The sequence below is a fragment of the Microbacterium barkeri genome (genome assembly GCF_027921765.1).
Lineage (GTDB): Bacteria > Actinomycetota > Actinomycetes > Actinomycetales > Microbacteriaceae > Microbacterium > Microbacterium barkeri.
On sequence record NZ_BSEJ01000004.1, the window covers coordinates 21,018 to 45,060 of the forward strand.

At 71.5% G+C, this 24,043-nt stretch carries 18 protein-coding genes; 7 read left to right on the forward strand and 11 right to left on the reverse strand.

Annotated features, from left to right (window positions below; genetic code table 11):
- Position 1 precedes the first annotated feature (1 nt).
- Positions 2 to 1,015, reverse strand: a complete 1,014-nt coding sequence (locus PKE79_RS05670) for a LacI family DNA-binding transcriptional regulator (protein WP_271172701.1) — start codon at positions 1,013 to 1,015, stop codon at positions 2 to 4.
- A 139-nt stretch (positions 1,016 to 1,154) separates the two neighbouring features.
- Here PKE79_RS05670 and PKE79_RS05675 point away from each other — a divergent pair, with 139 nt between their 5' ends.
- The 5 genes from PKE79_RS05675 (at position 1,155) to PKE79_RS05695 (ending at position 9,057) form a co-directional block, all read left to right on the forward strand.
- The gene (locus PKE79_RS05675; protein ID WP_271172702.1) at positions 1,155 to 3,158 is read left to right on the forward strand and encodes a beta-galactosidase; all 2,004 of its coding nucleotides are present in this window, start codon (positions 1,155 to 1,157) and stop codon (positions 3,156 to 3,158) included.
- 103 nt (positions 3,159 to 3,261) lie between these two features.
- On the forward strand, positions 3,262 to 4,491 hold the full coding sequence (locus PKE79_RS05680) for a sugar ABC transporter substrate-binding protein (RefSeq protein ID WP_271172703.1): 1,230 nt from the start codon (positions 3,262 to 3,264) through the stop codon (positions 4,489 to 4,491).
- Positions 4,492 to 4,549: 58 nt separating this feature from the next.
- Positions 4,550 to 6,148 carry an ABC transporter permease subunit gene (locus PKE79_RS05685; protein WP_271172704.1) on the forward strand — a complete coding sequence of 533 codons (1,599 nt, stop codon included), beginning with the start codon at positions 4,550 to 4,552 and terminating at the stop codon, positions 6,146 to 6,148.
- Positions 6,145 to 7,044, forward strand: coding sequence for a sugar ABC transporter permease (locus tag PKE79_RS05690; RefSeq protein WP_271172705.1), 900 nt, complete (start codon positions 6,145 to 6,147; stop codon positions 7,042 to 7,044). Before PKE79_RS05685 ends, PKE79_RS05690 begins: the two co-directional genes overlap by 4 nt.
- Positions 7,045 to 7,101: 57 nt before the next feature.
- Entirely contained in the window at positions 7,102 to 9,057 is a 1,956-nt protein-coding gene (locus tag PKE79_RS05695) for a glycosyl hydrolase 53 family protein (RefSeq protein ID WP_271172706.1), read from the forward strand.
- Positions 9,058 to 9,063: 6 nt separating this feature from the next.
- On the opposite strand, the gene PKE79_RS05700 is transcribed toward PKE79_RS05695, so the two are convergent.
- Positions 9,064 to 9,924 carry a LysR family transcriptional regulator gene (locus PKE79_RS05700; protein WP_271172860.1) on the reverse strand — a complete coding sequence of 287 codons (861 nt, stop codon included), beginning with the start codon at positions 9,922 to 9,924 and terminating at the stop codon, positions 9,064 to 9,066.
- Between the two features lie 70 nt (positions 9,925 to 9,994).
- Between PKE79_RS05700 and PKE79_RS05705 the strand changes: the two genes are divergently transcribed.
- A complete protein-coding gene (locus PKE79_RS05705; protein WP_271172707.1) occupies positions 9,995 to 11,326 on the forward strand; it encodes an FAD-binding oxidoreductase in 1,332 nt (443 codons plus the stop codon).
- Between the two features lie 15 nt (positions 11,327 to 11,341).
- On the opposite strand, the gene rsmI is transcribed toward PKE79_RS05705, so the two are convergent.
- Positions 11,342 to 12,157, reverse strand: a complete 816-nt coding sequence (rsmI, locus tag PKE79_RS05710) for a 16S rRNA (cytidine(1402)-2'-O)-methyltransferase (protein WP_271172708.1) — start codon at positions 12,155 to 12,157, stop codon at positions 11,342 to 11,344.
- Positions 12,154 to 13,611, reverse strand: coding sequence for a DUF4407 domain-containing protein (locus PKE79_RS05715; protein ID WP_271172709.1), 1,458 nt, complete (start codon positions 13,609 to 13,611; stop codon positions 12,154 to 12,156). Before PKE79_RS05715 ends, rsmI begins: the two co-directional genes overlap by 4 nt.
- Positions 13,612 to 13,724: 113 nt before the next feature.
- On the opposite strand from PKE79_RS05715, the gene PKE79_RS05720 reads away from it, so the two are divergent.
- On the forward strand, positions 13,725 to 15,272 hold the full coding sequence (locus PKE79_RS05720) for a dolichyl-phosphate-mannose--protein mannosyltransferase (RefSeq protein WP_271172710.1): 1,548 nt from the start codon (positions 13,725 to 13,727) through the stop codon (positions 15,270 to 15,272).
- A gap of 57 nt (positions 15,273 to 15,329) precedes the next feature.
- Here PKE79_RS05720 and PKE79_RS05725 read toward each other — a convergent pair whose 3' ends face one another.
- The 7 genes from PKE79_RS05725 to PKE79_RS05755 all read right to left on the reverse strand — a co-directional run bounded on the left by PKE79_RS05725 (position 15,330) and on the right by PKE79_RS05755 (position 24,037).
- Positions 15,330 to 16,505, reverse strand: a complete 1,176-nt coding sequence (locus tag PKE79_RS05725; RefSeq protein WP_271172711.1) for a glycoside hydrolase family 1 protein — start codon at positions 16,503 to 16,505, stop codon at positions 15,330 to 15,332.
- A 44-nt stretch (positions 16,506 to 16,549) separates the two neighbouring features.
- Positions 16,550 to 18,253 (reverse strand): ABC transporter ATP-binding protein, encoded by a 1,704-nt coding sequence (locus PKE79_RS05730; RefSeq protein ID WP_309299965.1) that lies wholly within the window; start codon positions 18,251 to 18,253, stop codon positions 16,550 to 16,552.
- Positions 18,250 to 19,164, reverse strand: coding sequence for an ABC transporter permease (locus PKE79_RS05735; protein WP_271172712.1), 915 nt, complete (start codon positions 19,162 to 19,164; stop codon positions 18,250 to 18,252). The genes PKE79_RS05730 and PKE79_RS05735 overlap by 4 nt, the downstream gene beginning before the upstream one ends.
- A complete protein-coding gene (locus tag PKE79_RS05740) occupies positions 19,161 to 20,141 on the reverse strand; it encodes an ABC transporter permease (protein ID WP_271172713.1) in 981 nt (326 codons plus the stop codon). Before PKE79_RS05740 ends, PKE79_RS05735 begins: the two co-directional genes overlap by 4 nt.
- Positions 20,138 to 21,799: an ABC transporter substrate-binding protein gene (locus PKE79_RS05745; RefSeq protein ID WP_271172714.1), complete on the reverse strand. Its 1,662-nt coding sequence runs from the start codon at positions 21,797 to 21,799 to the stop codon at positions 20,138 to 20,140. Before PKE79_RS05745 ends, PKE79_RS05740 begins: the two co-directional genes overlap by 4 nt.
- 155 nt (positions 21,800 to 21,954) lie before the next feature.
- Complete coding sequence (locus PKE79_RS05750) at positions 21,955 to 23,055, reverse strand: LacI family DNA-binding transcriptional regulator (protein ID WP_271172715.1); 1,101 nt, start codon at positions 23,053 to 23,055, stop codon at positions 21,955 to 21,957.
- Positions 23,056 to 23,200: 145 nt separating this feature from the next.
- Positions 23,201 to 24,037, reverse strand: coding sequence for an aldo/keto reductase (locus PKE79_RS05755; protein ID WP_271172716.1), 837 nt, complete (start codon positions 24,035 to 24,037; stop codon positions 23,201 to 23,203).
- Positions 24,038 to 24,043: the final 6 nt, after the last annotated feature.

Below are 24,043 nucleotides of genomic sequence, written 5' to 3' on the forward strand. Positions count from 1 at the left end.
GTTACGCGCTCTCGCGCACGACGAGCGACGCCGGGAGCATGAGATCGCGGCCAGGGCTCCCCGCCACGACGTCGAGCAGCAGGGCGACCATCTCCTCGCTGATCCGGGCCCACGGCTGACGCATCGTCGTGAGCGGCGGATCGTGGGTCTCGGCGAGGCCCGAATCGTCGAACCCCGCAACCGCGATGTCGTCGGGCACGCGCAGCCCCTCGCGGCGCAGCGCCGCGACCGCGCCGGCGGCCATCCCGTCCGAGGCCGCGAAGACCGCGTCGATATCGCGCCCGCGTGCGAGCAGGCGCGCCATCGCGCGCGAGCCGGACTCGCGCGAGTAGTCCCCGCGCTCGACGAGCTCGGCGTCGTAGCCGCCGCCCATCTCCTCGCGGAACCCGGCGAGACGGAACCGGCCGCCCGGCGTGTCGTCGGGCCCCGCGATATGCGCGATGCGACGGTGCCCGCGGGAGCGCAGGTAGGCCGTCATCTCGCGCGCGGCGCGCGCCTCGTCGATGCCGACCGACGGGACGAGCCCCTCGAGGCCGAGCGGGACGCCCGTGCTGACGATCGGGATGCCGGCCTCGTGCATGCGGCCGAGGAAGGGGTCGGATGCATGGCTCGACACGAGGAGCACGCCGTCGACGTGCCCCGCGCGCACGTACTCGAGCACGTTCGCCTTCTCGGCATCCGTTCCCGCCACGAGGAGCACGAGGGTCATCGACCGCTTCGAGAGGGACTCGGCAGCGCCGCGCAGCAGCAGGCCGAAGGTCGGGTCCTCGAACAGCAGGTGGTGCTCCTCGGTCAGGAGGAAGGCGAGCGATCCGGAGCGGCCCGTCGCCAGGCTGCGCGCGTGGTGATTCGCCGTGTAGCCCGTCCGCCGGATGGCGTCCTCGACCGCGGCACGCGCGTCGGGCGAGACCCAGTGCCCTCCGTTGATGACGCGGGAGACCGTGCCGCGCGAGACGCCCGCGACCGCCGCGACGTCGCGGATCGTCGGCTTGCGCGCGGGCGGCGTCTGCTCCATGGATCAAGACTCTAGCGCGAGCCGAGCGTGCGACTGGGACCGGTCACAGTTCGATAACGGATGGGCGATCGCCTTGGCGCTCCGACGACGCCGCGCCACACTGGGACCGGTCACAGTCTTTCGACCCGATGGAGCGTCCATGCCCGACCAGACCCCCCTGCCCGCCCTGCCCGGCATCGCCTTCGGCGGCGACTACAACCCCGAGCAGTGGCCGCGCGAGACGTGGCAGGAGGACGTCCGCCTGATGCGCGAGGCGGGCGTCAACCTCGTGAGCGTGGGGATCTTCTCGTGGGCTCTGCTCGAGACCGCCGAGGGCGAGTTCGACTTCGCCTGGCTCGACGAGGTGATCGACCTCCTCCACGCGAACGGCATCGCCGTCGACCTCGGCACGCCGACCGCCTCACCGCCCGCCTGGTTCTTCGCCGCGCACCCCGACGCGCGTGTCGTCACACGAGACGGCACCGTCATGGGCTTCGGATCGCGCGGGATGGCGTCCCACTCCTCCCCCGCCTACCGGGAGGCGATCGTCCGCATCGCGAGCGCACTCGCCGACCGCTACGGCGATCACCCCGCCGTCGTGCTGTGGCACGTGCACAACGAGTACGGCGTCCCGGTCGGCGAGGACTACTCGGAGCATTCCGTGCGCGCCTTCCGCGGATGGCTGCGCGAGCGCTACGGATCACTCGACGCTCTCAATGCCGCATGGGGCACGGCGTTCTGGGGCCAGCACTACACGGCCTGGGAGCACATCGGCGCCCCGGCCGCGGCGCCGTCGGTCGTCAATCCCGCACAGCGCCTCGACTTCCAGCGCTTCACCGACCATCAGCTCCGCGCGTGCTTCATCGCCGAGCGCGACGCGATCCGCGCCCGCGCCCCGCAGCCGATCACGACGAACTTCATGGCGAACCAGAGCTGGACGACCGACCTGTGGGCGTGGGCCAGGGACGTCGACGTCGTGTCCGACGACCACTATCTGTGGGCGGCCGACGAGGACGCGCACATCGGGCTCTCGATCGCCGCCGATCTCTCCCGGTCGGTCGGCGGAGGGAAGCCGTGGATCCTCATGGAGCACTCGACGTCGGCCGTGAACTGGCAGCCGCGCAACATCGCGAAGCGTCCCGGGGAGATGGCCCGCAACTCGCTGACGCACGTCGCACGGGGCTCGGACGCCGTGCTCTTCTTCCAGTGGCGCGCGGGACGCTCGGGCGCCGAGAAGTTCCATTCGGCGATGCTCCCCCACGCCGGCACCGACTCGCGCGTCTGGCGCGAGGTGGTTGCGCTCGGCGAGGGGCTGTCCCGGCTCGACGCGGTCGTCGGGTCGCGCGTCGAGGCCGACGTCGCCGTCCTGTGGGACTTCGAGTCGTTCTGGGCGCAGGACCTCGAATGGCGCCCGACCGAGGACCTCTCCCACCAGGAGCGCGTGCGCGCGTTCTACGAGCGTCTCTGGCGGGACGGCGTCACGGTCGACTTCGCGCTCCCTGGCCACGACCTGTCGCGCTACCGGCTCGTCGTCGCCCCCGCGCAGTACCTGCTCACGGCGGCAGACGCCGCGAACCTCACCCGGTATGTCGAAGGCGGCGGAACGCTCGTCGTCTCGTACTTCTCGGCGGTCGTCGACGAGAACGACGCCGTCCACCCCGGTGGGTTCCTCGCTCCCCTCCGCGACGCCCTCGGCGTCGACGTCGAGGAGCACCTGCCGCTGCGCGAGGGCGCCGCTGCCGCGGTCGAATGGAGCGACGGCGCCCTGCTGGGCGCCGACCACTGGCAGGAGAGCCTCCGTCTGCACGGCGCCGACGTCGTCGGCGCCTACGCCGAGGGCCCCGCGGCGGGAGGCGCCGCCATCACACGTCACCGTCACGGCGCCGGAACGGGGTGGTACATCTCCACCCGCCTGGACGCGGAGGGGCTGCGCGCCGTCCTGTCCGACGTGTACGCCGATGCGGGGGTCGTCGCGTCGTCGACTCCGGATGGCCTCGAGGTCGTCCGGCGCCGCGCCGACGATCGCACGTTCCTCTTCGCGATCAACCACCGCGACGACGACGTCACCATCGACGCCGTCGGCCGCGAGCTGCTCACCGGCGCCACGGCGTCCGGATCCCTCGTCGTCCCCGCCGGGGGCGTCGCCGTCATCGAGACCGACTGACCCGCCCTCCGGGGCACCCCGGGGCCGCCCGGCCCGACCGATCCACCACCACCAGGTCGTGACGACGCGACCGCATCGCACGACCATCGAGAAGGAGACAATCATGCGCACGCAGATCGCATTCGCCGGCATCGCCGCCGCGTCGGCACTGCTGCTGGCCGGCTGCTCCGGCAGCGCCCCCGAGACGGCCGAGGAGCCGGCCGACGAGGGCTCGACCGCCGAGCTCGTCGTGTGGACCGACGAGGAGCGGGAGGACGCGATCGCCGCGGCCGCCGAGCAGTTCGAGGCCGACACGGGAGCGACCGTCACGCTCGTCCAGAAGAACTTCGAGGACCTGCGCAACGACTTCATCGCGCAGGTGCCCACGGGCGAGGGGCCTGACATCACGGTCGGCGCGCACGACTGGCTCGGGGCGCTCGTCACCGCCGGCGTCGTCGACACGATCGATCTCGGCGACGCGACGGGCGACTTCGAGCAGGTCGCGCTCGACGCGATGACCTACGACGGCCAGCTCTACGCGCTGCCGTACTCGCTCGAGACGGTCGCGCTCATCCAGAACGTCGACATGGTGGGCCCCGACGCCCCGGCGAGCTGGGACGAGCTCGTGTCGATGGCGCAGGAGGCGGGGGCCGAGCGCCCGATCGCGGTCAACACGGCCGGCGAGACGGGCGACGCGTACACGATGTACGGGCTGCAGACCTCGTTCGGCGCGCCGGTCTTCGTCCAGGACGAGACCGGCTCGTACACGGCCGAGATCGGCATGGGCGGCGCGAACGGCGAGGCGTTCGCGCAGTGGCTCCACGAGAACGGGTCGGCTGGCATGGGCTACATCTCGACCACGGTCGACTACGACATCAACAACGAGCTGTTCAACAGCGGCACGGCGCCCTTCACGATCCAGGGACCGTGGGCGATGAGCGCCTATGCCGACGTCCCGAACGTCGCGGTGCACCCCATCCCGTCGGCCGGCGGCGAGACCGCGGCGCCCTTCGTGGGCGTGCAGGGCTTCTACCTCAGCTCGCAGAGCGAGAACGCGCTGCTCGCTCAGGAGTTCCTCGTGAACTACCTCGCGAAGGAGGACGCGCAGCGTGCCCTCTACGAGGCCGACCCGCGCATTCCCGCGTTCACGGCGCTCGCCGATGAGGTCGCCTCCGACCCCGTCATCGCGGGATTCCTCGCCTCGTCGCAGAACGGCGTGCCGATGCCGAGCATCCCCGAGATGGGCTCGGTGTGGGACCTCTGGAACGCGGCCGAGGTGCAGATCATCGGCGGCGCCGACCCCGCAGCGACCTGGAAGCAGATGGTCGCCGACCTCGAGGCCGAGCTGGGCTGACCGGCTGCGCCGGGGCGGGCGGACGCGCGCCCCGGCGCTCCGGCGGAAGGAAGACGGAATGACGGATGTGACGACCGCCCCCGCGCGGCGCGGCGAATCGCACGCGCGCGGCTGGCGCGGGCTCGGATGGGGCTTCGTCGTGAAGCTCGTGCTCATGGGGATCGTCAACGCGCTCGGCATCGCGGTCGCGCTGTCGGCGTGGCAGGCGGAGTCGTGGATCGTGCTCGGCGCGTCCCTCGTGCTGCTCGCGATCGCGGACGCGGTGTACTTCTCACGACGGGCTCTGCCGCTCAAGTACCTGCTGCCCGGGCTCGTGTTCCTCGCCGTCTTCCAGGTGTTCGTGCTCGGCTACACGGCCTACGTCGCGTTCACGAACTACGGCACCGGGCATGCGGGCTCGATGGAGCAGGCCGTCGACGCGGCGCTCATCCAGGACGAGCGGCGGGATCCCGATTCCCCGTCCTATCCCCTCGCGGTCGTCGAGCAGGACGGCGAGCTCGGGTTCGCGATCGTCGACGAGGACGGCGTCGTGCGGGCCGGGACCGCCGACCAGCCGCTGGAGGCCGTCGCGGGCGCACGCACCGGCGGATCAAGCGCCCCCGAGACCGTGCCGGGGTGGACGGTCGTGCCGCGCGCGGACATCCTCACCGACCCCGATCTGCAGGAGCGCGTCGCGAGCCTGCGCGTCCCCGTCTCGGACGAGGCGGAAGACGGCTCGCTCCGCACCCGCGAGGGCACGACCGGCGCGGTCTACACCTCGGGCCTCGAATGGGATGCCGCCGCGCGGACCTTCACCGACACAGAGACCGGGGTCGTCTACGCGGCGTCCGATGACGGCCGCTTCGTCGCCGAGGACGGGTCGGCTCTCCCGACCGGCTGGTACGTCAACGTCGGGTTCGACAACTTCGTGCGCGCCGTGACGGATCAGAGCCTCGCCGGGCCGCTCCTCCAGGTCGCGGCGTGGACGTTCGCGTTCGCCATTCTGACCGTGCTCACGAGCTTCGGCCTCGGGCTCCTTTTCGCTCTCATCTACAACGACTCCCGTGTCCGCGGCCGAAAGGTCCTCCGGACGCTCATGATCCTCCCGTACGCGTTCCCCGCATTCATGTCCGCGCTCCTCTGGCGAGGCATGCTGAACTCCGAGTTCGGCGTCGTCAACGACCTGCTCTTCCTCGGCGCCGACATCGCCTGGCTGGGCGATCCCCTGCTCGCCAAGGCCGCCGTCCTCTGGGTGAACCTCTGGCTCAGCTACCCCTACTGGTTCCTCGTGTGCACGGGCGCGCTCCAGGCGCTCCCCAGTGACACGCTCGAGGCCGCCACGATCGACGGGGCCGGACGCTGGCGCCGATTCCGATCCATCATCCTGCCGCAGCTGCTCGTGTCGACGGCACCGCTCGCGATCTCGTCGTTCGCGTTCAACTTCAACAACTTCACGATCATCTACATGCTCACCGAGGGCGGCCCCGCGTTCCTCGGCAACTCGGGACTGGGCGAGACCGACATCCTCATCTCCGCGATCTACCGGATCTCCGGCGTCGCGGGCGGATCAGCCGACTACGGCCTCGCGAGCGCCCTCTCGATCGTCGTGTTCATCGTCATCGGCGTGATCTCGGCGCTCGCCTTCCGACAGACCCGCAAGCTCGAGGAGTTCCAGTGAGCACTGTCACCGAACGCATCACGTCCGCTACCCCGGGGCGTCGCACCGCACGTCGCTCCCGCTGGTGGGCCGAGGTGGGCTGGAAGTACCCGGTCGCGGCGGTCATCCTCGTCTACGCGATGTTCCCGCTGCTCTACATCGTCTCGGCGTCGGTGAACCCGCGGGGAAGCCTCGCCGGGTCGAGCGCGCTGTTCTCGGCGGTGAGCGCCGACAACTACGCCGCGCTCGCCGAGACGCGCTTCTGGACCTGGATGCTCAACACCCTCTACGTCGGCGGCGTCGCCGCGATCGGCGCGGTGCTCATGGGCGCAGCCGCAGCGTACGCCTTCTCGCGCTTCCGCTTCGCGGGACGGCGCGCGGGCCTCACGAGCCTCCTCATCATCCAGATGTTCCCGCAGACCGTCGCGTTCGTCGCGGTGTTCCTCCTGCTGCTCGCGCTCGGCGAGGTCGTGCCGGCCCTCGGAATCAACTCGCGCCTCGCGCTCATCTGCGTCTATCTGGGCGGCGCGCTCGGCGCGAACACCTTCCTCATGTACGGGTTCTTCAACTCGATCCCGATCGAGCTCGACGAGTCGGCCAAGATCGACGGCGCCTCGCACGCGCAGATCTTCTGGCGCATCATCATGCCGCTCGTGACGCCCGTGCTCGCCGTCGTCGCGCTGCTGGCCTTCATCTCGGCGTTCGGCGACTTCATCCTCGCGAAGATCGTCCTGACCAGCGAGGACAACTGGACCCTCGCCGTGGGCATGTACCAGTGGGTCTCGAACCAGCTCACGTCGCGCTGGGGCATCTTCGCCGCGGGCTCCGTGCTCGCATCGATCCCGGTCCTCGTGCTGTTCCTGTCGCTCCAGCGCTACATCGTCGGCGGCCTCACCGCGGGCTCCGTGAAGGGCTGAGCGCGCGCAGCGAGTCGAAACCGATCCCCCATCCATCCACCCGCACGAAGGAGTGCCATGCCATCCCCCATCCGAGCGGCCATCGCGACGGCCGCGGCCGTCTCCCTCGCCCTCGTGGCGTCGCCCGCGCATGCCGATGACGCGAGCATCGACATCTCGCTGTCCGCCGTCGACGGCCTGTCGGCCGACTTCATGACCGGCGTCGACGTCTCCTCCGTCCTCTCGCTCGAGGAGTCCGGGGTCGTGTTCCGCGACGACACCGGCGCGCCGGCCGACCTGTTCCACGTGCTCGCCGACCACGGCGTCACCGACGTGCGGGTCCGGGTGTGGAACGACCCCTTCGACGCCGAGGGACGCGGATACGGCGGCGGGAACGTCGACGTCGCACGGGCGATCGAGATCGGCGAGCGCGCGACCGACGCGGGGCTCGGCGTGACGGTCGACTTCCACTACTCCGACTTCTGGGCCGATCCGGGCAAGCAGCAGGCGCCGAAGGCGTGGGAGGGACTGACGGCTGCCCAGACCGCGGATGCGGTGCACGACTTCACCGCCGACGCGCTCGCGCGCTTCGCGGATGCAGGCGTCGATGTGCGGATGGTGCAGGTCGGCAACGAGACGAACAACGGCGTCGCCGGCGTCACGGGCTGGGACGGGATGGCGGAGGTGTTCCGGGCCGGGTCGGCGGCAGTCCGCGAGACGCTCCCTGACGCGCTCGTGGCCGTGCACTTCACGAATCCCGAGACGCCCGGGCGCTACGCGGGCTACGCCGCGGAGCTCGCCGCCCGCGGCGTCGACTACGACGTGTTCGCATCGTCGTACTACCCGTACTGGCACGGCACGATCGCGAACCTCACCGATGTGCTCTCGCACGTCGCGGAGGTGCACGACAAGAAGGTCGCGGTCGTCGAGACCTCCTGGGCCTACACGCTCGAGGACGGCGACGGCCATGGCAACACGATCGACCTCGCAAGCGAGGCCACGGCGTATCCCGTCAGCCCTCAGGGCCAGGCGACGGCGTTCCGCGACGTCGTGCAGGCGGTCGCCGATGTCGGCGATGCGGGGATCGGCGTGTTCTCGTGGGAGCCAGCGTGGCTCCCCGTCGGCCCTCCGGAGCAGCTCGAAGCGAACCGCCTCCTCTGGGAGCGCGACGGCTCGGGGTGGGCGACGAGCTACGCGGGCGCGTACGACCCCGCGGACGCGGGTCGCTGGTTCGGCGGGTCGGCCGTCGACAACCAGGCGCTGTTCGCGTTCGACGGCACTCCCCTGCCGTCGCTGCGGATGTTCGAGTACGTCCGCACCGGAGCGCAGGGGCCGCGCGTCGTGACCGGCGTCGAGACGGTCGCGCTCGAGATCGAGGAGGGCGAGGACGCCGCGCTGCCGGAGACCGTCACGGTCTCGTACAGCGACGGCACGACAGAGGATCAGCCCGTAGTCTGGGATGCTGTCGAGATCGACGGGCCCGGTGTCTACACGGTGGCGGGGCGCACGTCGGCCGGCCACGAGACGTCCGCGACGATCGAGGTCCTCGCCCGCTCGCACCTCCCCGGCGGCGGCTTCGAGGGAGACGGGGCTGCGCTGTGGACGCTCGCCGGCGACGGCGGCTCGATCGGATGGCGGGCCGACGCCTCGGCAGGGACGAATGCGCTCCATGTGTGGCTCGACCGCGACTTCACGGGTTCGGCGACCCAGGTCGTGACGGGTCTCGAGCCTGGCCGCTACGTCGCGACGGCGACGTCGCAGGGCGGCGGCACGCTGCCCGGCGACACGGTGACCCTCCGCGTCACGGCGTCGCCGACGCACCTGCCGGCGACCGCGGCTGACCGGGCGGCGCAGGCGCAGACGCGCACCGCGGAGGCGCTGCTCGCGTTCGACGGATGGCGCGCGTACGCCACCTCAGAGACCGACGCCGTGCGCGTGCAGCGTGGGCAGGAGGTCACGGTCGAGATCGCGTGGGAGCTGTCGGCCGGCGCGTGGGGAACGGTCGACGAGGTGCGTCTCGTGAAGGTCGGCTGAGGCGGCTCAGCGCGCGGCGGCGTCCGCGTCGCCGCGCGCTGCCGCCTCGGCGAGCGCAGCGACCTGCGCCGTGAGCCGCCCGGTGCGCCAGCAGAGCACCCAGCTCACGGGCGGCGCCGATGACTCGAACGGGATCATCCTCAGGCTCGGCCGCGCGAAGTAGTCCGCCGCGTGCGCGGCCAGAGGGCAGACGCCCTCGCCCGCGGCGATCATCGTCAGGAGGTCGAGGAGCGTCGCAGCCGTGCGATCCGGCTCGCGCCGGTACGGCGCGGCGCGGCGGCCCGCGCGGAACACCGTCTCCCCTTCGAGGTCGGCCAGGGTCACGGTCTCGCGCTTCGCGAGACGGTGACGGTGCGCGACCGCGAGCACGACCGGCTCGCGCAGCACCTCCGGTCCCTCGACGAAGCCGTCCTCGTCGATGGGCCCGTTCGTGACGACCACGTCCACCTCCCCCGTGCGCAGGAGGTCGAGCGGGTCGGCGAACCCCGTCTCCCGGAACGCGAGATCGACAGCGGGGCGGCGCGCGCGGAAGCGGTCGAACACGTCCGCCGCCAGCTCGGCGACCGCCGGCGCCTCGAGTCCGACGACGAGCCTCCCGGCGACCCCGCGGCCGGCGGCCATCGCGTCTGCCACAGCGCGCTCGATGCGCTCGTGGCCTTCGCGCACCTCGGCGTGCAGTGCCGCGCCCACCGGGGTGAGCGCGACGCGCCGGCTGGTGCGCTCGAACAGGGCGACGCCCAGCCGACGCTCGAGACCCGCGATCGTCTGACTCACCCTGGCCTGGGAGATGAGCAGGCGCTCCCCCGTCCGTCCGAAGTGGAGCTCCTCGGCGAGCGTGAGGAAGACCTCGATCTCGCGCCGTTCCATAAGGCTCACGTTATCAGTCGATGCGGGATCCGTCGTTGTTCGCGGGGTCCGCCGAGCCGAGGGTGGAGTCATGACCGAATTCCTCTCCCCCTCGGATCCCCGCTTCGACGCCGAGTGCGTCGGATACAACCTCTCTGTCGCCCATCGCCCCGACCTCGTCGTGCCCGCCTCGACCGTCGAGGATGCCATCGACGGCGTCCGCTTCGCGGCGGAGCGCGGTCTCGGCATCGCCGTCCAGGCGACCGGGCACGGCCCGTCGCTTCCCGCCGACGGCGGCGTGCTCATCCGCACGTCGGGCCTGGATGCCGTCGAGATCGATCCCGTCCGCCGCATCGCGCGCGTGGGAGCAGGCGTCCGCGGCGGCGACCTCGTCCGGGCGGCGGCCGCGCACGGACTGGCTCCCGTGAACGGCTCATCTCCCGAGGTGGGGGTGATCGGATACCACCTGGGCGGGGGCGTCGGCATCCTCGGCCGAACCCTCGGCTGGGCCGTCGATCACGTGCGGGCGCTGGACGTCGTCACGGCCGACGGCGCTGTGCGCCGTGCGAGCGCGACCGAGGAACCCGAGCTGTTCTGGGCGCTGCGGGGCGCGGGACGCGGGACCCTCGGCGTCGTGGTCGGCATGGAGGTCGCGCTGCATCCGATCAGCCGGCTGTACGGCGGCGGGATGCACTTCGCCGCCGAGGACGTCGAGCGCGCGCTGCGGGCGTGGGCGCAGTGGACGCAGACTGTTCCGGAGGCCATGGGAACCTCCGCGCTCCTGATCCGGATGCCCGACCTGCCGCAGCTCCCCGACGCCCTGCGCGGCCGCTCGGTCCTGCACCTCCGCTTCGCGTTCACCGGGAGCGCCGAAGAAGGCGCGCGACTCATCCAGCCTTTCCGCGACCTGGACCCGGCGACGGACACGGTGGCCGAGATGCCGTACGCCGAGGTCGGGTCCATCCACGCCGAGCCGACCGCTCCGGTCCCCTTCCACGGCCGCAACACCGTGCTCGCCTCGCTCGATCCGGCCGCCATCAGCACGCTCCTGCGGCACGCCGGGCCCGAGGCGGCCGCCCCGTACCTCGTCGAGCTCCGGCTCCTGGGCGGCGCCCTCGCTCGGCCCGCCGCCGTGCCGAGCGCGATCGGGAGGCGAGACGGCGCGTTCGTCCTGTATGCGGGCGGTGCGGCACACGGCGATGACGCGCCCGCCCTCAGGTCCGCGCTCGCCGGACTCATCGGCGACATGTCGCCATGGAGCACGGGCGGCGTGCTCGCCAGCTTCCTCTCAGGCCCGGCGGTGACGCGCGCCGAGCTCGCGACGGCCTACCTGCCGGAGGACACCGCGCGCGTGGAGCGGATCAAGCGGGCAGTCGACCCGCACGACCTGTTCCGCGCGCACCACGGGCGCGCGGACGGCTGAGCCCGCGGGCGCGCGTCAGCGCGCCGCGAGCGCGGCCTGATACAGCTCGCGCGATGAGCGCCCGGTCGCTGCGGCGACCTCGGCGGCCGCCTCCTTGAGGCGGCCGCCGTCGGCGACGAGCGCGAGGACCTGGGCGACCGCGTCCTCGAGGGGCGTCTCGCGCCGCTCCGACCCGGCCACGACGATCGCGAGCTCGCCGCGCACACCGGCCTCGGCCCATCCGACGAGCTCGTCGAGCGTGCCGCGCGCGACCTCCTCGTGCAGCTTGGTGAGCTCTCGCGCGACGACCGCCCTGCGGTCGCCGCCGAACGCGGCAGCCATGTCGGCGAGCGTCTGCGTGACGCGCGTGGGCGCCTCGAAGAACACCATCGTGCGCGGCTCGGCCGCGAGCGCCGCGAGGGCGCGACGGCGGTCACCGGGCTTGCGCGCGGGGAAGCCCTCGAAGGTGAAGCGATCGGTCGGGAGACCGGACACCGCGAGGGCCGTGAGCACGGCCGACGGGCCCGGAACGACCGTGACGTCGACTCCCGCAGCGGCCGCGGTCTGCACGAGCCCGTAACCCGGGTCGCTCACGGTCGGCATGCCCGCATCGGTCAGCACGACGAGATCCTCACCGCGCGCGAGCTCCACGAGCTCGGCCGCCTTCTGCCTCTCGTTGTGGTCGTGCAGGGCGATGAGCCGCGGGCGGTTCGCGATGCCCAGCCCGGCGAGAAGGCGCTGCGTCGTGCGCGTGTCCTCGGCGGCCACGACGGGCGCCTGCTCGAGCAGCTCGACGAGGCGGCGCGACGCGTCGCCGAGATTGCCGATGGGCGTCGCGGCGAGGATGATCACCCCGCCAGCCTAGGCGCCGAGATGATGTCGGCGCGGTCGCGGAACCCGTCCGCGTTCACGCGCTCCTCCGCGACCTGCTTGCGCACGGCGGCCGCCTTCTCGTACAGCGAGGGATCGCCGAAGCTCGTCAGCACCTTCACGAGCACGGGGAGGAGCTCGATCATGAGGAAGAGCGCGGCGATGAGGAGATGCGCCCACCAGATCGCCGGCTCCTTCTCCGCGAGCCGGTTCAGCCCGCTGATCTGGCTGAGGAGCCCGATCGCGCCGGCGTTCGTCTCGGCGACGGATGCCGCCCGCGCGTTGTACGCGGCGAGCGCCGCGTCGTACTCCTGCTGCGCCGCGGGCAGCTGGTCCTCTGCCGCCTGGCGGTTCGCGGCCTCGGATGCCGCGGCGTTCTCGCCCGCAGCAGTCTCGGCCGCCGCGAGGGCCTCGTTCGCCTCGCGCAGCTGGGCGGCGAGGTCGTCATAGGTCGCCTGAGCCGCCGCGAGCTGGTCCTGGGCGGCATCGGAGCTCGCGCCCTCCCCCTGCACGCCCGTGCAGCCGGCGACCTCGCCCGCTCCTGTGCCGTCGAGCTCGCACTGGTAGAGCGCGCGCGCCTCATCGATCACGGTCTGCTGCGCCGCGAGCTTCTCGGTGAGGTCGTCGACCGTCGCCTGCGCGGCGGCCTGCGTCGCAGAGGCCGAGTCGGTGCCCGCGACGATGCCCGTCGCGGCCTGGTTCTGCAGCTCGCCCAGGCGCGCGGTCGCGGCGTCGAGCGCCTGCTTCTCGGGCCCGGAGTCGAGGGCCGCCTGGTCCTCCTGCGACTGCACGATGTTCGTCGAGGCGACCTCCTGCGCGATGTCGTTGCGGAAGGCCTGCAGCACGACGGGCTCCGCGACGACGACGCCGATGAGGAGCGCCATGATGACACGCGGCAGCGCGAGCCCGACGAGGCGCGCGATGCTGCGGGTCGCGGTCATCGTCGACGTGAGGAACCGGTCGAGGTTGAAGATGATGCCCGCCCAGACGATCGCGAGCGGCACCGCGAGCCACACCGAGACCTGCACGCCGGTCGTGAGGGCGAAGAGCATCGACAGGGCGGACACGAGCGCGGTGCCGAGCAGCACGAAGAACATCTGCACGAACCGGGGCGTCTCGGTCGGGACGGTGTCGAGCACGTGCCCGTCCGCGCCGCCGAGGATCGCGAGCATGCGCAGACGCGAGCCGGGCGTGCGCGGCGGACGCGCCGCGCGACGTCGCGGAGCGCGCGGCGTCGGCTCGGGCTCGGCAGACGCCTCAGCGGGGCGCTCGTCGACCTCGATCGGCTCGGTCGGGGCGGCGGCGGTCTCGGGGAAGAACTCCCGTTCGAGGTACAGGGCTTCCTCGTCGGGAACGGCGCCGTTCGGGTCGTCGTCGGGGAGGATGATCCGCCCCTGCGAGTCGTAGCGTCCCGGGCGATGCGCGGAGTAGGACATCCCGTCAACATACGAAGCCCGCCTGGGTGAGCGTTGTCAGGACCCTTGGAGCGGACCCGGCCGGAGAGTCGCCCGCCCCCGGGCGCCTCGCGCCCGCGCACTACGCTGGAGCCGTGACGCACGCGCTGCCCGAGGCATCCCCCCGCGACAGAGCCCTCACGGCCATCCGCCAGCACGCGGGCTGGCTGGTGCCCTCGGCTCTCACGCTGCTCGCGGGCCTCGTGCGCATCGTCGGACTCGGCCATCCCCACGAGCTCGTCTTCGACGAGACCTACTACGTCAAGGACGCCTGGACGCTTCTGCATCTCGGCTACGAGGGCACGTGGCCCGAGGGCGCGAACGAGAGCTTCCTCGCGGGCGACACCGACGTGTACTCGGCGGACGCCTCCTTCGTCGTGCACCCGCCCCTGGGCAAGTGGATCATCGCACTGGGGCTCGCGGTCTTCGGCGCCGACTCGGGGTGGGGCTGGCGGATCTCGACCGCCGTCGTCGGCACCCTCCTCGTGCCGCTGCTCTCCCTCGTCGCGCGCCGTCTCACCGGCTCGATCGCGGTCGCGGGCGTCGCGGGGCTCCTGCTCGCCATCGACCCGCTCGCGGTCGCGATGAGCAGGGTCGCGCTGCTCGACGGCATCCTCGCGCTCTTCGTGCTCCTGGGCTTCTCGTTCCTGCTGCGCGATGTGCAGGAGACGCGCGATCGCGTCCTCCGCGATCAGACAGCGGCGTGGGGGCCCGTCGTCTGGGCGCGCCCCTGGCTCCTCGCCGCGGGCGCCGCGTTCGGCGCCGCGACCGCCGTCAAGTGGTCGGGCATGTACGTCATCGCGGGCGTCGGGATCGGACTCGTCGTCCTCGACGCGCTCTGGCGCCGCCGCGCGGGCGTCCGCGAGTGGTACTTCTCCGCGATCCTCCGCCAGGGCCCCGTCACCTTCCTGCTGCTCGTGCCGGCCGCCGCCGTGGTGTACCTGCTCTCGTGGAGCGGGTGGCTCGTCACAACCGGCGGGTACGACCGCGCGAGCGACGCGAACCCGCTGGTCGCCCTGTGGAACTACCATCAGGCGGTCTACGGGTTCCACGTGGGGCTCAGCGCGAGCCATCCGTACGCGAGCCCCGCGTGGCAGTGGCCGCTCCTTCTCCGCCCGACCGCGATGTGGCTGACGCGCCCCGAGGTCGGCACGACGACCTGCGCGTGGTCGACCGACTGCATCGGCGTGATCGGGAGCATCCCGAACCCCGTCGTCTGGTACGCGGGGATCGCGGCCGCCCTCTTCCTCGTCTGGCTGCTCATCCGCACCCGCGACGCCCGATTCGGCTTCCCGCTCGCGGGGATCGCCGTGACCTACCTGCCCTGGCTGCTCTACCCCGAGCGCACGGTGTTCCAGTTCTACACGGTCGTCATGCTGCCGTTCGTCGTGCTCGGACTCGCGGTCGCGCTGCAGCATCTGACCCGCTCGCGGCAGCCCGACCTGCTCCCGTTCCCGACGGATGCCGAGGTCGCCTTCGCGACGGAGGCCGCCGATCGCGAGCGGCGCGCGTGGCGCATCGCGGCAGCCGTCTTCCTCGCGGTGGCCGTCGTCGTGGGCGCGTTCTACCTTCCGCTCGCGCTCGGGATCGTCGAGCCGTTCCCGCTCTGGCAGCTGCACAACTGGCTGCCCAGCTGGGTCTGATCCCGCATGCGCGAGACCCCCGGAGCGCGCGCTCCGGGGGTCTCGCGCATCACGCGCTCAGCCGTCGAGGCCGTTGCGGCGCGCGACCTCGCCGAGCCAGGCCAGGCTCGGCTTCGGCGTGCGCGCGAACGTCTCGCGGTCGAACGCGATGAGGCCGAACGTCGGCCGGTACCCGCTCGCCCACTCGTAGTTGTCGAGCGCGCTCCAGTGCTGGTAGCCGCGCACGTCGATGCCGTCCGAGATCGCGCGGTGGAGGCCCTCGAGCGCTCCCCGCGTGTACGCGACGCGTCGCGTGTCGTCCGACGTCGCGATCCCGTTCTCGGTGACGAGGATGGGCGTCCCGCCGGACAGCTCCCAAGCCGAGCGGACGCCGAGCTCGAGCGCGTCGGGGAAGAACTCCCAGCCGGTGAGCGTCGTCTCGACGCCTTCCGCGACGGGCAGCGGCCCCTCCGGCCCGATGAACGTGCGCGTGTACGCCTGCACCCCGACGAAGTCGTCGCCCGCGGACTGCTCGAGGTACCAGAAGTCGCGCGGATGACCGTACTCCTGCAGCTTCTCGTCCGCGCCGGGCTCGCCCGTCGAGTGGAACGCCTGCGTCGCGATGGTCCAGCCGGCCTTGACGCCCGGCACGGACCGGAGGATCTCGGCGGATCGACGGTGGGCGGCGAGCAGGGTGTCGGCGACGCCGAGGTCGGGATGCGGGAGCCCGTACGCGACGAGGTTCGCGGCGTCCTCCCCGCCGGCGAGCATCGCGGCGATGTTCGGCTCGTTGATCGTGCACACGTGCTCGACCCCCTCGAGGATCGGCAGCACGGTCTCGGTGTAGCGCGCGAACAGGTCGACCGCGTCGTCCGCACGCCAGAAGCCGTCGTCCTGGAACCAGCGCGGCACCGTGAAGTGCATGAGCGTCACGGTCGGGTCGAGCCCCGTCTCGCGCGCCGTGTCGATCATCCGCCGGTAGTGGTCGAGCGCGGCGCGCGAGACGAACCCGCGCTCGGGCTCGATCCGCGCCCACTCGATCGAGAACCGGTAGGAGTTCAGGCCCGCTTCCGCGAGGAGGCGCATGTCCTCCGGGTAGCGGTGATAGTGGTCGGCGGCGTCGCCCGAGGGCTCCACCATCGGGGAGCCGGGAGCGTGCTCCATGACCCACCAGTTGCTGCCGACATTGTTCCCCTCCACCTGATGCGCCGCGGTCGCGGCGCCCCAGAGAAAGCCATCGGGGAATGAGAGCACGGATGCTCCTCTCGCTGTTTCGGTTTCGGATGCCGCCCGCGCGCTCAGAGCGCGCGAGCGGGGTTCGGCACGGCGTCCAGGAGGCCGATCGTGTACGGGTCCTGCGGATGCTGCAGCACGTGCGCGGTCTCTCCGCGCTCGACGACGCGCCCCTGGTCGAGCACGAGGATGTTCTCGGTGACGAGGCGGGCGCTCAGGAGGTCGTGGGTGATGTAGAGCATGCTGATGCCCCAGCGCTCGCGCAGGTCCTCGAGGAGCGCGAGCACGCCGGCGCGCAGCGACACGTCGAGCATCGACACCGGCTCGTCCGCGATGAGCACCTGCGGATCGCTCGCGAGTGCACGGGCGATGACGACGCGCTGTCGCTGCCCGCCCGAGAGCTGGTGCGGGAGCTTGGCCGCGAACTGCTCGACGGGCGTCAGCCCGACGGTCTCGAGGAGCTCGAGGACACGGGCGCGCGCCTCGACTCCGCGCAGACCCGTGTAGTTCACGACGGGGCGCGTGAGCGTGTACTCGACCGTGTGGAGCGGGTTCAGCGCCGCGTAGGGGTCCTGGAACACCATCTGCACGTCCTTGCGCAGGTCGCGCAGCCCCTTCCGCCGCAGCGACGGCACGTCGACGTCGCCGAAGCGGACGACGCCCGACGTCGGCTTCTCGACTCCCGTGATGAGCTTCGCGAGGGTCGACTTGCCCGACCCCGAGGCGCCCACGAGGGCGAGCGACTCCCCCGGCTCGAGCCGGAACGACACGTCGTCGACCGCGGTCACGGGCGGCTGTCCGCGGCGCGGAGCGGGGTAGGTCTTCGACACGCTCTCGACCGCGATGGCCGCATCCGCGCGGCGGGTTCCGCGCGACCCGACCGTGGGCACGGTCTCGGTGCCCTCGGCACGCGTGGCGCCCTGCGCCTTCCGCGTCGCGAGGTCGACGAAGCCCGGGATCGAGATGTGCGCAGCACGCGGATCCGCGTAGTGGCTCAGCAGCATGCGCGTGTACGGATCCTGCGGGCGCTCGAGGATGTCGCGGCTCGGCGCGTCCTCGACGATGCGGCCCTCGTGCATGACCAGGACGCGGTCGGTGGCCTCGAGCACGATGCCGAGGTCGTGGCTGATGAGGATCGCGGTGAAGTCCTCGGCGCGCTGGAGAGCCTGGATCGTGTCCATGACCGCGCGCTGCACGAGCACATCCAGCGCGGTCGTCGGCTCGTCGAACACCATGAGCTGCGGCTCGAGCGACAGGGCGATCGCGATCGACGCCCGCTGGCGCATGCCGCCCGAGAGCTCACCCGGGTAGCGATCGAGCGCTTCGGGCCTCAGCCCCACCTTGGCCACGAGCTCGCGCGCTCGCGCCTCGCGCTCGGGGCCGGCGACGTGGCCGTGCGCGGCGAAGACGTCGAGGAAGTGGCTCCGGATCGAGCGGACGGGGTTGAGCGCGTTCATGCCCGACTGGAGCACCATGGCGAATCCGCCCTGCCGCTGGCGGCGCAGCTCCTCGGCGTCGAGCTCGCGGATGTCGCGACCGCCGAAGAGGATGCGCCCGCCGCTGATCCGCGCCGGCGGCTTCTGCAGCCGGGTGAGCGCGAAGCCGAGCGTCGACTTGCCCGACCCCGACTCCCCCACGAGGCCGACGAACTCGCCGCGCCGCAGCGTGAACGAGACGTCGTCGACGGCCGTGACGGGCGTCGCTCCCGGCGACGCGTACTCGACCGACAGTCCCTGGACATCCAGCAGGATCTCGCGCTCCATGCTCATCGCCCCTTTCCTTCCCGCAGACGCGGATTCGAGATGCCGTCGACGCCGAAGTTGATGAGCGTGAGGCTCAGGGCGAGGAGGGCGATGCAGAGGCCGGGCGCGAACAGGAGCAGCCACTGGCCGGTGAGGAGCGAGTTGGAGTTCTGGGCCCAGTAGAGCATCGTCCCCCAGCTCACGATGCTCGAGTCGCCGAGCCCCAGGAACTCGAGACCCGCCTCCGCGAGGATCGCCGCCGTCGCGGCGCCGAAGAGCGTTCCGGCGATGATCGAGGTCATGTTGGGGAGGATCTCGCGGAACACGATCCGCGCGGGACCGTCGCCCGAGAACTGCGCCGACGCGACGAAGTCCCGTCCGCGCAGGGACTGCGTCTGGCTGCGCAGCACCCGCGCTCCCCACGCCCATCCGGTCACGACGATGACGGCGACGATCATGAGCATCCCGCCGTTCTGCAGGTACGCCGCGATGACGATCATGAGCGGGAGCCCCGGGATCACGAGGAAGAGGTTCACCACGAAGCCGACGGCCTCGGCCGCGAATCCCCGCAGGTAGCCCCAGCTCAGTCCGATGAGCACCGCCACGACCGTGGAGAGGATGCCGGCAGCGAACCCGACGACGAGGCTCACCTGCGCGCCGTAGAGCAGCTGGCTGAGCACATCCTCGCCGGCCGCCGTCGTGCCGAGCCAGTGCTCCCACGATGCGTCGGCATTGCGCGGGAAGCCGTTGTCCTTGGGGCCGTAAGGCGCGAGCACCGGCGCGAAGATGGCGGCGAGCGCGAACACGGCGAGGATGCACAGCCCGAGGCGCGCCTTGCCGTTGCCCCACAGGGTCGCGACCATGCGGCCGGCGGAGCGCCATGGGCGCGGCCCGGCGATCGAGCGCGGGGGCATCTTGACGTTCATGGTGGAGGTCATCGGCGAGTCCTTGGGTCCAGCACGCCGTACAGGATGTCGACGAGGAAGTTGGCGATGAGCACGCTGACCGTGATCATCAGGAAGAGCGCCTGCATGAGCGGGTAGTCCTGCCCGATCACGGCGTTGAAGAGCAGGTATCCGATGCCGGGGTACCCGAAGACCTGCTCGACGAGGATCGACCCGCCGACGACGCCGCCGAGCGTGAGGCCGAAGCCGGTGAGATTCGGCAGGATCGCGTTGCGCGCCGCGTAGCGGATGGCGATCGTCCGACCGCGCAGGCCGTTCGCCTCGGCGAACGTGACGTAGTCCTCGCCGAGCGTGTTGATCATCGCGTTGCGCATGCCGATGATCCACCCGCCGAGCGAGGTCAGCAGGATCGTGAGCGCCGGCAGCGCCGCGTGCCGGACGAGGTCGGCGACGAACTCCCCCGTGAATCCCGGCGTCGTGGTCGCGGCGTACGCGCCGGTGGTCGGGAACCAGTGCAGCACGTACCCGAGGAAGAACAGGAGCAGGAGCGCGGTCCAGAAGTACGGGAACGTGCTGAGGAAGGAGCCCGTCAGCGTCGGCAGCGCATCGAGCCAGGTGCCGCGCTTCCACGCCGCGAGCACGCCGATCAGGGTGCCGATGACGAACGCGAGCACCGTGACGATGCCGACGAGCCCGATTGTGTAGGGCAGCGCCGTCGCGACCATGCTCGAGACCGTCTGCGGATAGAACGTGTACGAGACGCCGAAGTCGAGCGTGACGACCTGGCCGAGGTACGCGACGTACTGGTCCCACAGGGATCCGCTCGGCACGCCGAGCTGCGCCTCGATCGCCGCCCGCGTGGCCTCGGACACCGGGCCGTTCTGCGAGAGCTTGGCGAGAGCGGCATCGGCGGGAGAGCCCGGCATCAGGCGGGGCAGGAAGAAGTTCAGGGTGATCGCGGCCCACAGCGTGAGAGCGAACAGGCCGAGCTTCTGGAGCAGGTACTTCACTGGTCTCCCTCCACCCGGTCCAGGCGCGGGAAGATCGCGAGCGGGGCCGAGTCGTAGTTCTGGGGGATCATGTACGGGTCCTCCGCCGAGGGCCAGCCGGTGAACTTCGCGTCGTTGAAGAGCCCCCAGCTGCCGCCGTAGTAGAGCCCGATGACCGGCAGCTCGTCGTAGACGATGCCCTGCAGCTCGTGGACGATCTCGGTCTGCCGCTGCGGGTCGACCGTCGAGCGGTACTCGGTGAGGAGCGCATCCGCCTCGTCGGAGCGGAACCGCTCGAAGTTGTTCGCGGTCGTCTCGCCGCTCGGCACGTAGAAGTCGCTCGAGAGCAGGCTGTTGAACGACTGGTACACCTCGCCGTTCCCCATGCCGCCGATCGCCATCTCGAAGTCGCCGTTCGCGATCGCGCTCTGGTAGCCGGCCGGCTGGGGCAGCTCGAGGGAGACCCTCACGCCGACCTCGGCGAGCTGGCGCTGCACGGCCTGCGCGGCGCGCGTCCAGTCGGAGTAGCCGTTCGCCGTCGTGAGCGAGAACGAGAGCTGCTCCCCCGCGTCGTCGACGAGGCGGTCGCCCTCGAGCTCGTAGCCGGCCTCCTCGAATGCCGCGAGCGCCGCGTCCTGGTCCTGCGCGAGGACGCCGCTGTCGGGAATCGTCGGATCGAGGTACTCCTCCTGGTTGGGGAGGATGAGTCCCGTCTGTCCGGCGGGTTCCATGTAGCCCTCCGACGCGGTCTCGGCGATCTCCTCGCGATCCAGCGCGAGCGCGATCCCGCGTCGCACGTCGACGTCGTCGAACGGCTCGCGCTCGAGGTTCGGCACGAGCGAGATGATGCCGACGGGAGGGAACCACCAGCGGTTGTGCGCGCTGGCGGCGCCCCAGGTGCCCTCGACGTCCGAGATGAAGGAGTAGGCCCAGTCGTAGCCGCGCGTCACGGTGTCGAGCTGGGTGTTCGTCGCGGGCAGGATGATGTGCTCGATCTCGATCGAGTCGGCCTGCCAGTACGTCGGGTTCCGGTCCATCGAGTACTGCTGGTCGCTGTAGTTGCCGAGCACGAACGGCCCTGTGCCGACCGGGTGCTCGTTGCGCCAGGTGCCGGGATCGTCGACCTCGGCCCAGATGTGCTCGGGCACCATGAAGGTCTTCCCGATGATCGACAGGGCGGGGGCGTCCTCGCCCTGCAGGCGGAACGTCACGGTCTTCCCGTCGGCCTCGACGCTCGCGAGGTGCTGCCACGCGCCGTAGATGTCGTTCGCGGGCGTCTTCTTGAGCATGTCGAACGTGAACGCGACATCGGCTGCGGTGAAGGGCTCGCCGTCGCTCCACTCGACGCCGTCGCGGAGGGTCATGACGATCGTCTCTGCGTCGGGCTGCTCCCACTCCGACGCGAGCCACGGCGTCAGCGACCCGTCGAGCGGGTTGACGAGGACGAGCGGCTCGTAGATCCACCGCGACGCGGTGCGCGTGTTCGTGAGATAGGGGTTGAAGGTTCGCGTGAACAGCGGGTTCCCGTGGTCGGCGTTGATGAGCATCGTGTCGTCGCCGATCGAGGGATCGGGCTGCGACGTGATCTGGATGCTGCATCCGCTCACCGCGAGCGCGACGGCGGCGAGCCCGGCGGCCGCCGCCCGCCGCCAGCGGCGGAGTCTGTGCGTCTTCGGCACGGTGTGACCTCGATGTCGTGTGTGTCTGGATCACGGCTCCTCGTGAGGAGGAGGCGTTCGCGGAGGGTGTCCGCACCACGAGTGTAAGCGCATACATTGCCGCGCGCAACGGTCTGCGGGGTGCTCCGATCCGCACGACGGAGGCGGGGCGCGCGTCAGCTCGCGCGCAGCGAGCTCTCGCGCAGGAGGATCTCGACCGGCAGCCGGACCGACACCGGCTCGGCGTCCGGCGTCTCGAGACGGTGCGCGAGCACCTGGATGGCGGCGCGCCCGAGCTCGATCATGGGCTGCCGCACGGTCGTGAGCGGGGGCGAGACGAGAGCGGAGGCATCGATGCCGTCGAAGCCCGTGACGATCACGTCCTGCGGGACGCGGATGCCGGCGCTCGCGAACGCGTCCAGGGCCCCGAGCGCCATCTGGTCGTTCGACGACATGAGGGCGGCGGGAAGGCCGTGCGCGACGAGCTCCTCCCCCACGCGGCGCCCCGATGCCCGCGTGAAGTCCCCCCGGCGCACGTCGATCTCGTCGATGCGGAGTCCTGCCGCCTCGATCGCGCGGCGGAAGCCCTCCCAGCGCTGCGCGCCGTCGGGCGAGTCCGCCGGGCCCGCGAGGTACGCGGGCGGGCGCCCGTCGGTCTGCGCGAGGACGTGGCGCGTCAGCTCGACCATGGCCTCGGTGTTGCTCACGGTGACGTGGTCGTGGCGGTCGCCGCGGCGGGGCCCAGCGAGCACGACGATGGGCACGCGCCGCGAGAGCCACGCCAGCGCGTCGTCGGGGATGCTGCTGGCGAGGACGACGAGCCCGTCGACGCGACCGGCCATGTCGCGCACGGTCGAAGCTGACGGGTCGCCCCGCCCCACGCCCACCATGAGCACGAAGCCGCGCCGCCAGGCCTCGAGCTCGGCGCCGCGCAGCACCTCGTCCTGGAACAGCATCGATGCGCGGGCGTCGTCGCGCGGACCGGCGCCGCGGACGACCGTGAACGGCTCCCTGACCTCGTTCGCGAGCACGTCGAGGGCCGAGACGTCGTCGATCGCGTCGAAGCCGGGGAAGTACATGCCGAGCACGCCCGTGCGCCGCTCGGCGAGCCCGCGCGCGCTTCCGCTGGGCACGTACCCGAGACGCGAGACGGCATCGAGGACGCGGTCGCGCGTCTCCGGGCGCACCGCCTCGGGGGTGCGCAGGACGCGGGACACGGTCGCGATCGAGACACCGGCGCTCTCCGCGACGTCGTAGACGGTGGGCGCCTTCGACACAGACCGCTCCTCCCGCATGCGCGCCGGACCACCCGGGCGCAGTTCAGGCTAGCCGCAACCCGGCGGACGCCCGGGGAGGAGGTGCGGCGGTGCGCAGACAGCACGCGGCCGCCGGCTCCGGGGAGACGGCGGCCGCGCGGTCGGCTCAGTTGAACTCGAGCGGGTGGGCGCCCACGCGCCCCGACCCGTCGAGGGGGTCGATGCCGTCGATGCGGGCGACCTCGTCGGCGGTGAGCTCGAAGCCGAAGACGTCGAGGTTCTCGGCCATCCGCTCCTTGCGCGTCGACTTGGGGAACACGATGAAGCCCTTCTGCAGGTGCCAGCGGATGACCGCCTGAGCGGGCGTCACGCCGTGCGCGGCAGCCGCCTCGGCGACCGCCGGGTTCTCGAACAGCGGGTACTTGCCCTGACCGAGCGGACCCCACGACTCGATCTTCGTGCCGTTCTGCTCGGCCCACGCGAGCACATCTCGCTGCTGGTAGGCGGGGTGCAGCTCGATCTGGTCGACGGCCGGCACGACGCCGGTGTCCTTCACGATCCGGTCGAGGTGCTCAGGCAGATGGTTCGAGACGCCGATCGAGCGCGCCAGGCCCGCGTCGCGGATCTCGATGAGCTTCGCCCACGCGTTCGAGTAGGTGTCCTTCTCGGGCGTCGGCCAGTGCGTGAGGTAGAGGTCGACGTAATCGAGGCCGAGCTTCTCGAGGCTCTCGCGGATGGCATCGTGCGGCTGCTCGCCCGACTGGCGGTCGTTCCAGAGCTTCGTCGTGATGAACAGCTCCTCGCGCGGGATGCCGCTCTTCGCGATGGCGGCGCCCACCCCCTCCTCGTTCCGGTAGATCGCCGCCGTGTCGATGTGGCGGTAGCCGAGCTCGAGGGCCTCGCTGACGGCCTGCTCCGCCTCCGCCGGCGGCACGAGAAAGACGCCGAAGCCGAGCTGGGGGATGTCGTGGCCGGAGTTCAGAGTCACTGCGGGAATGTTCATGTCTCC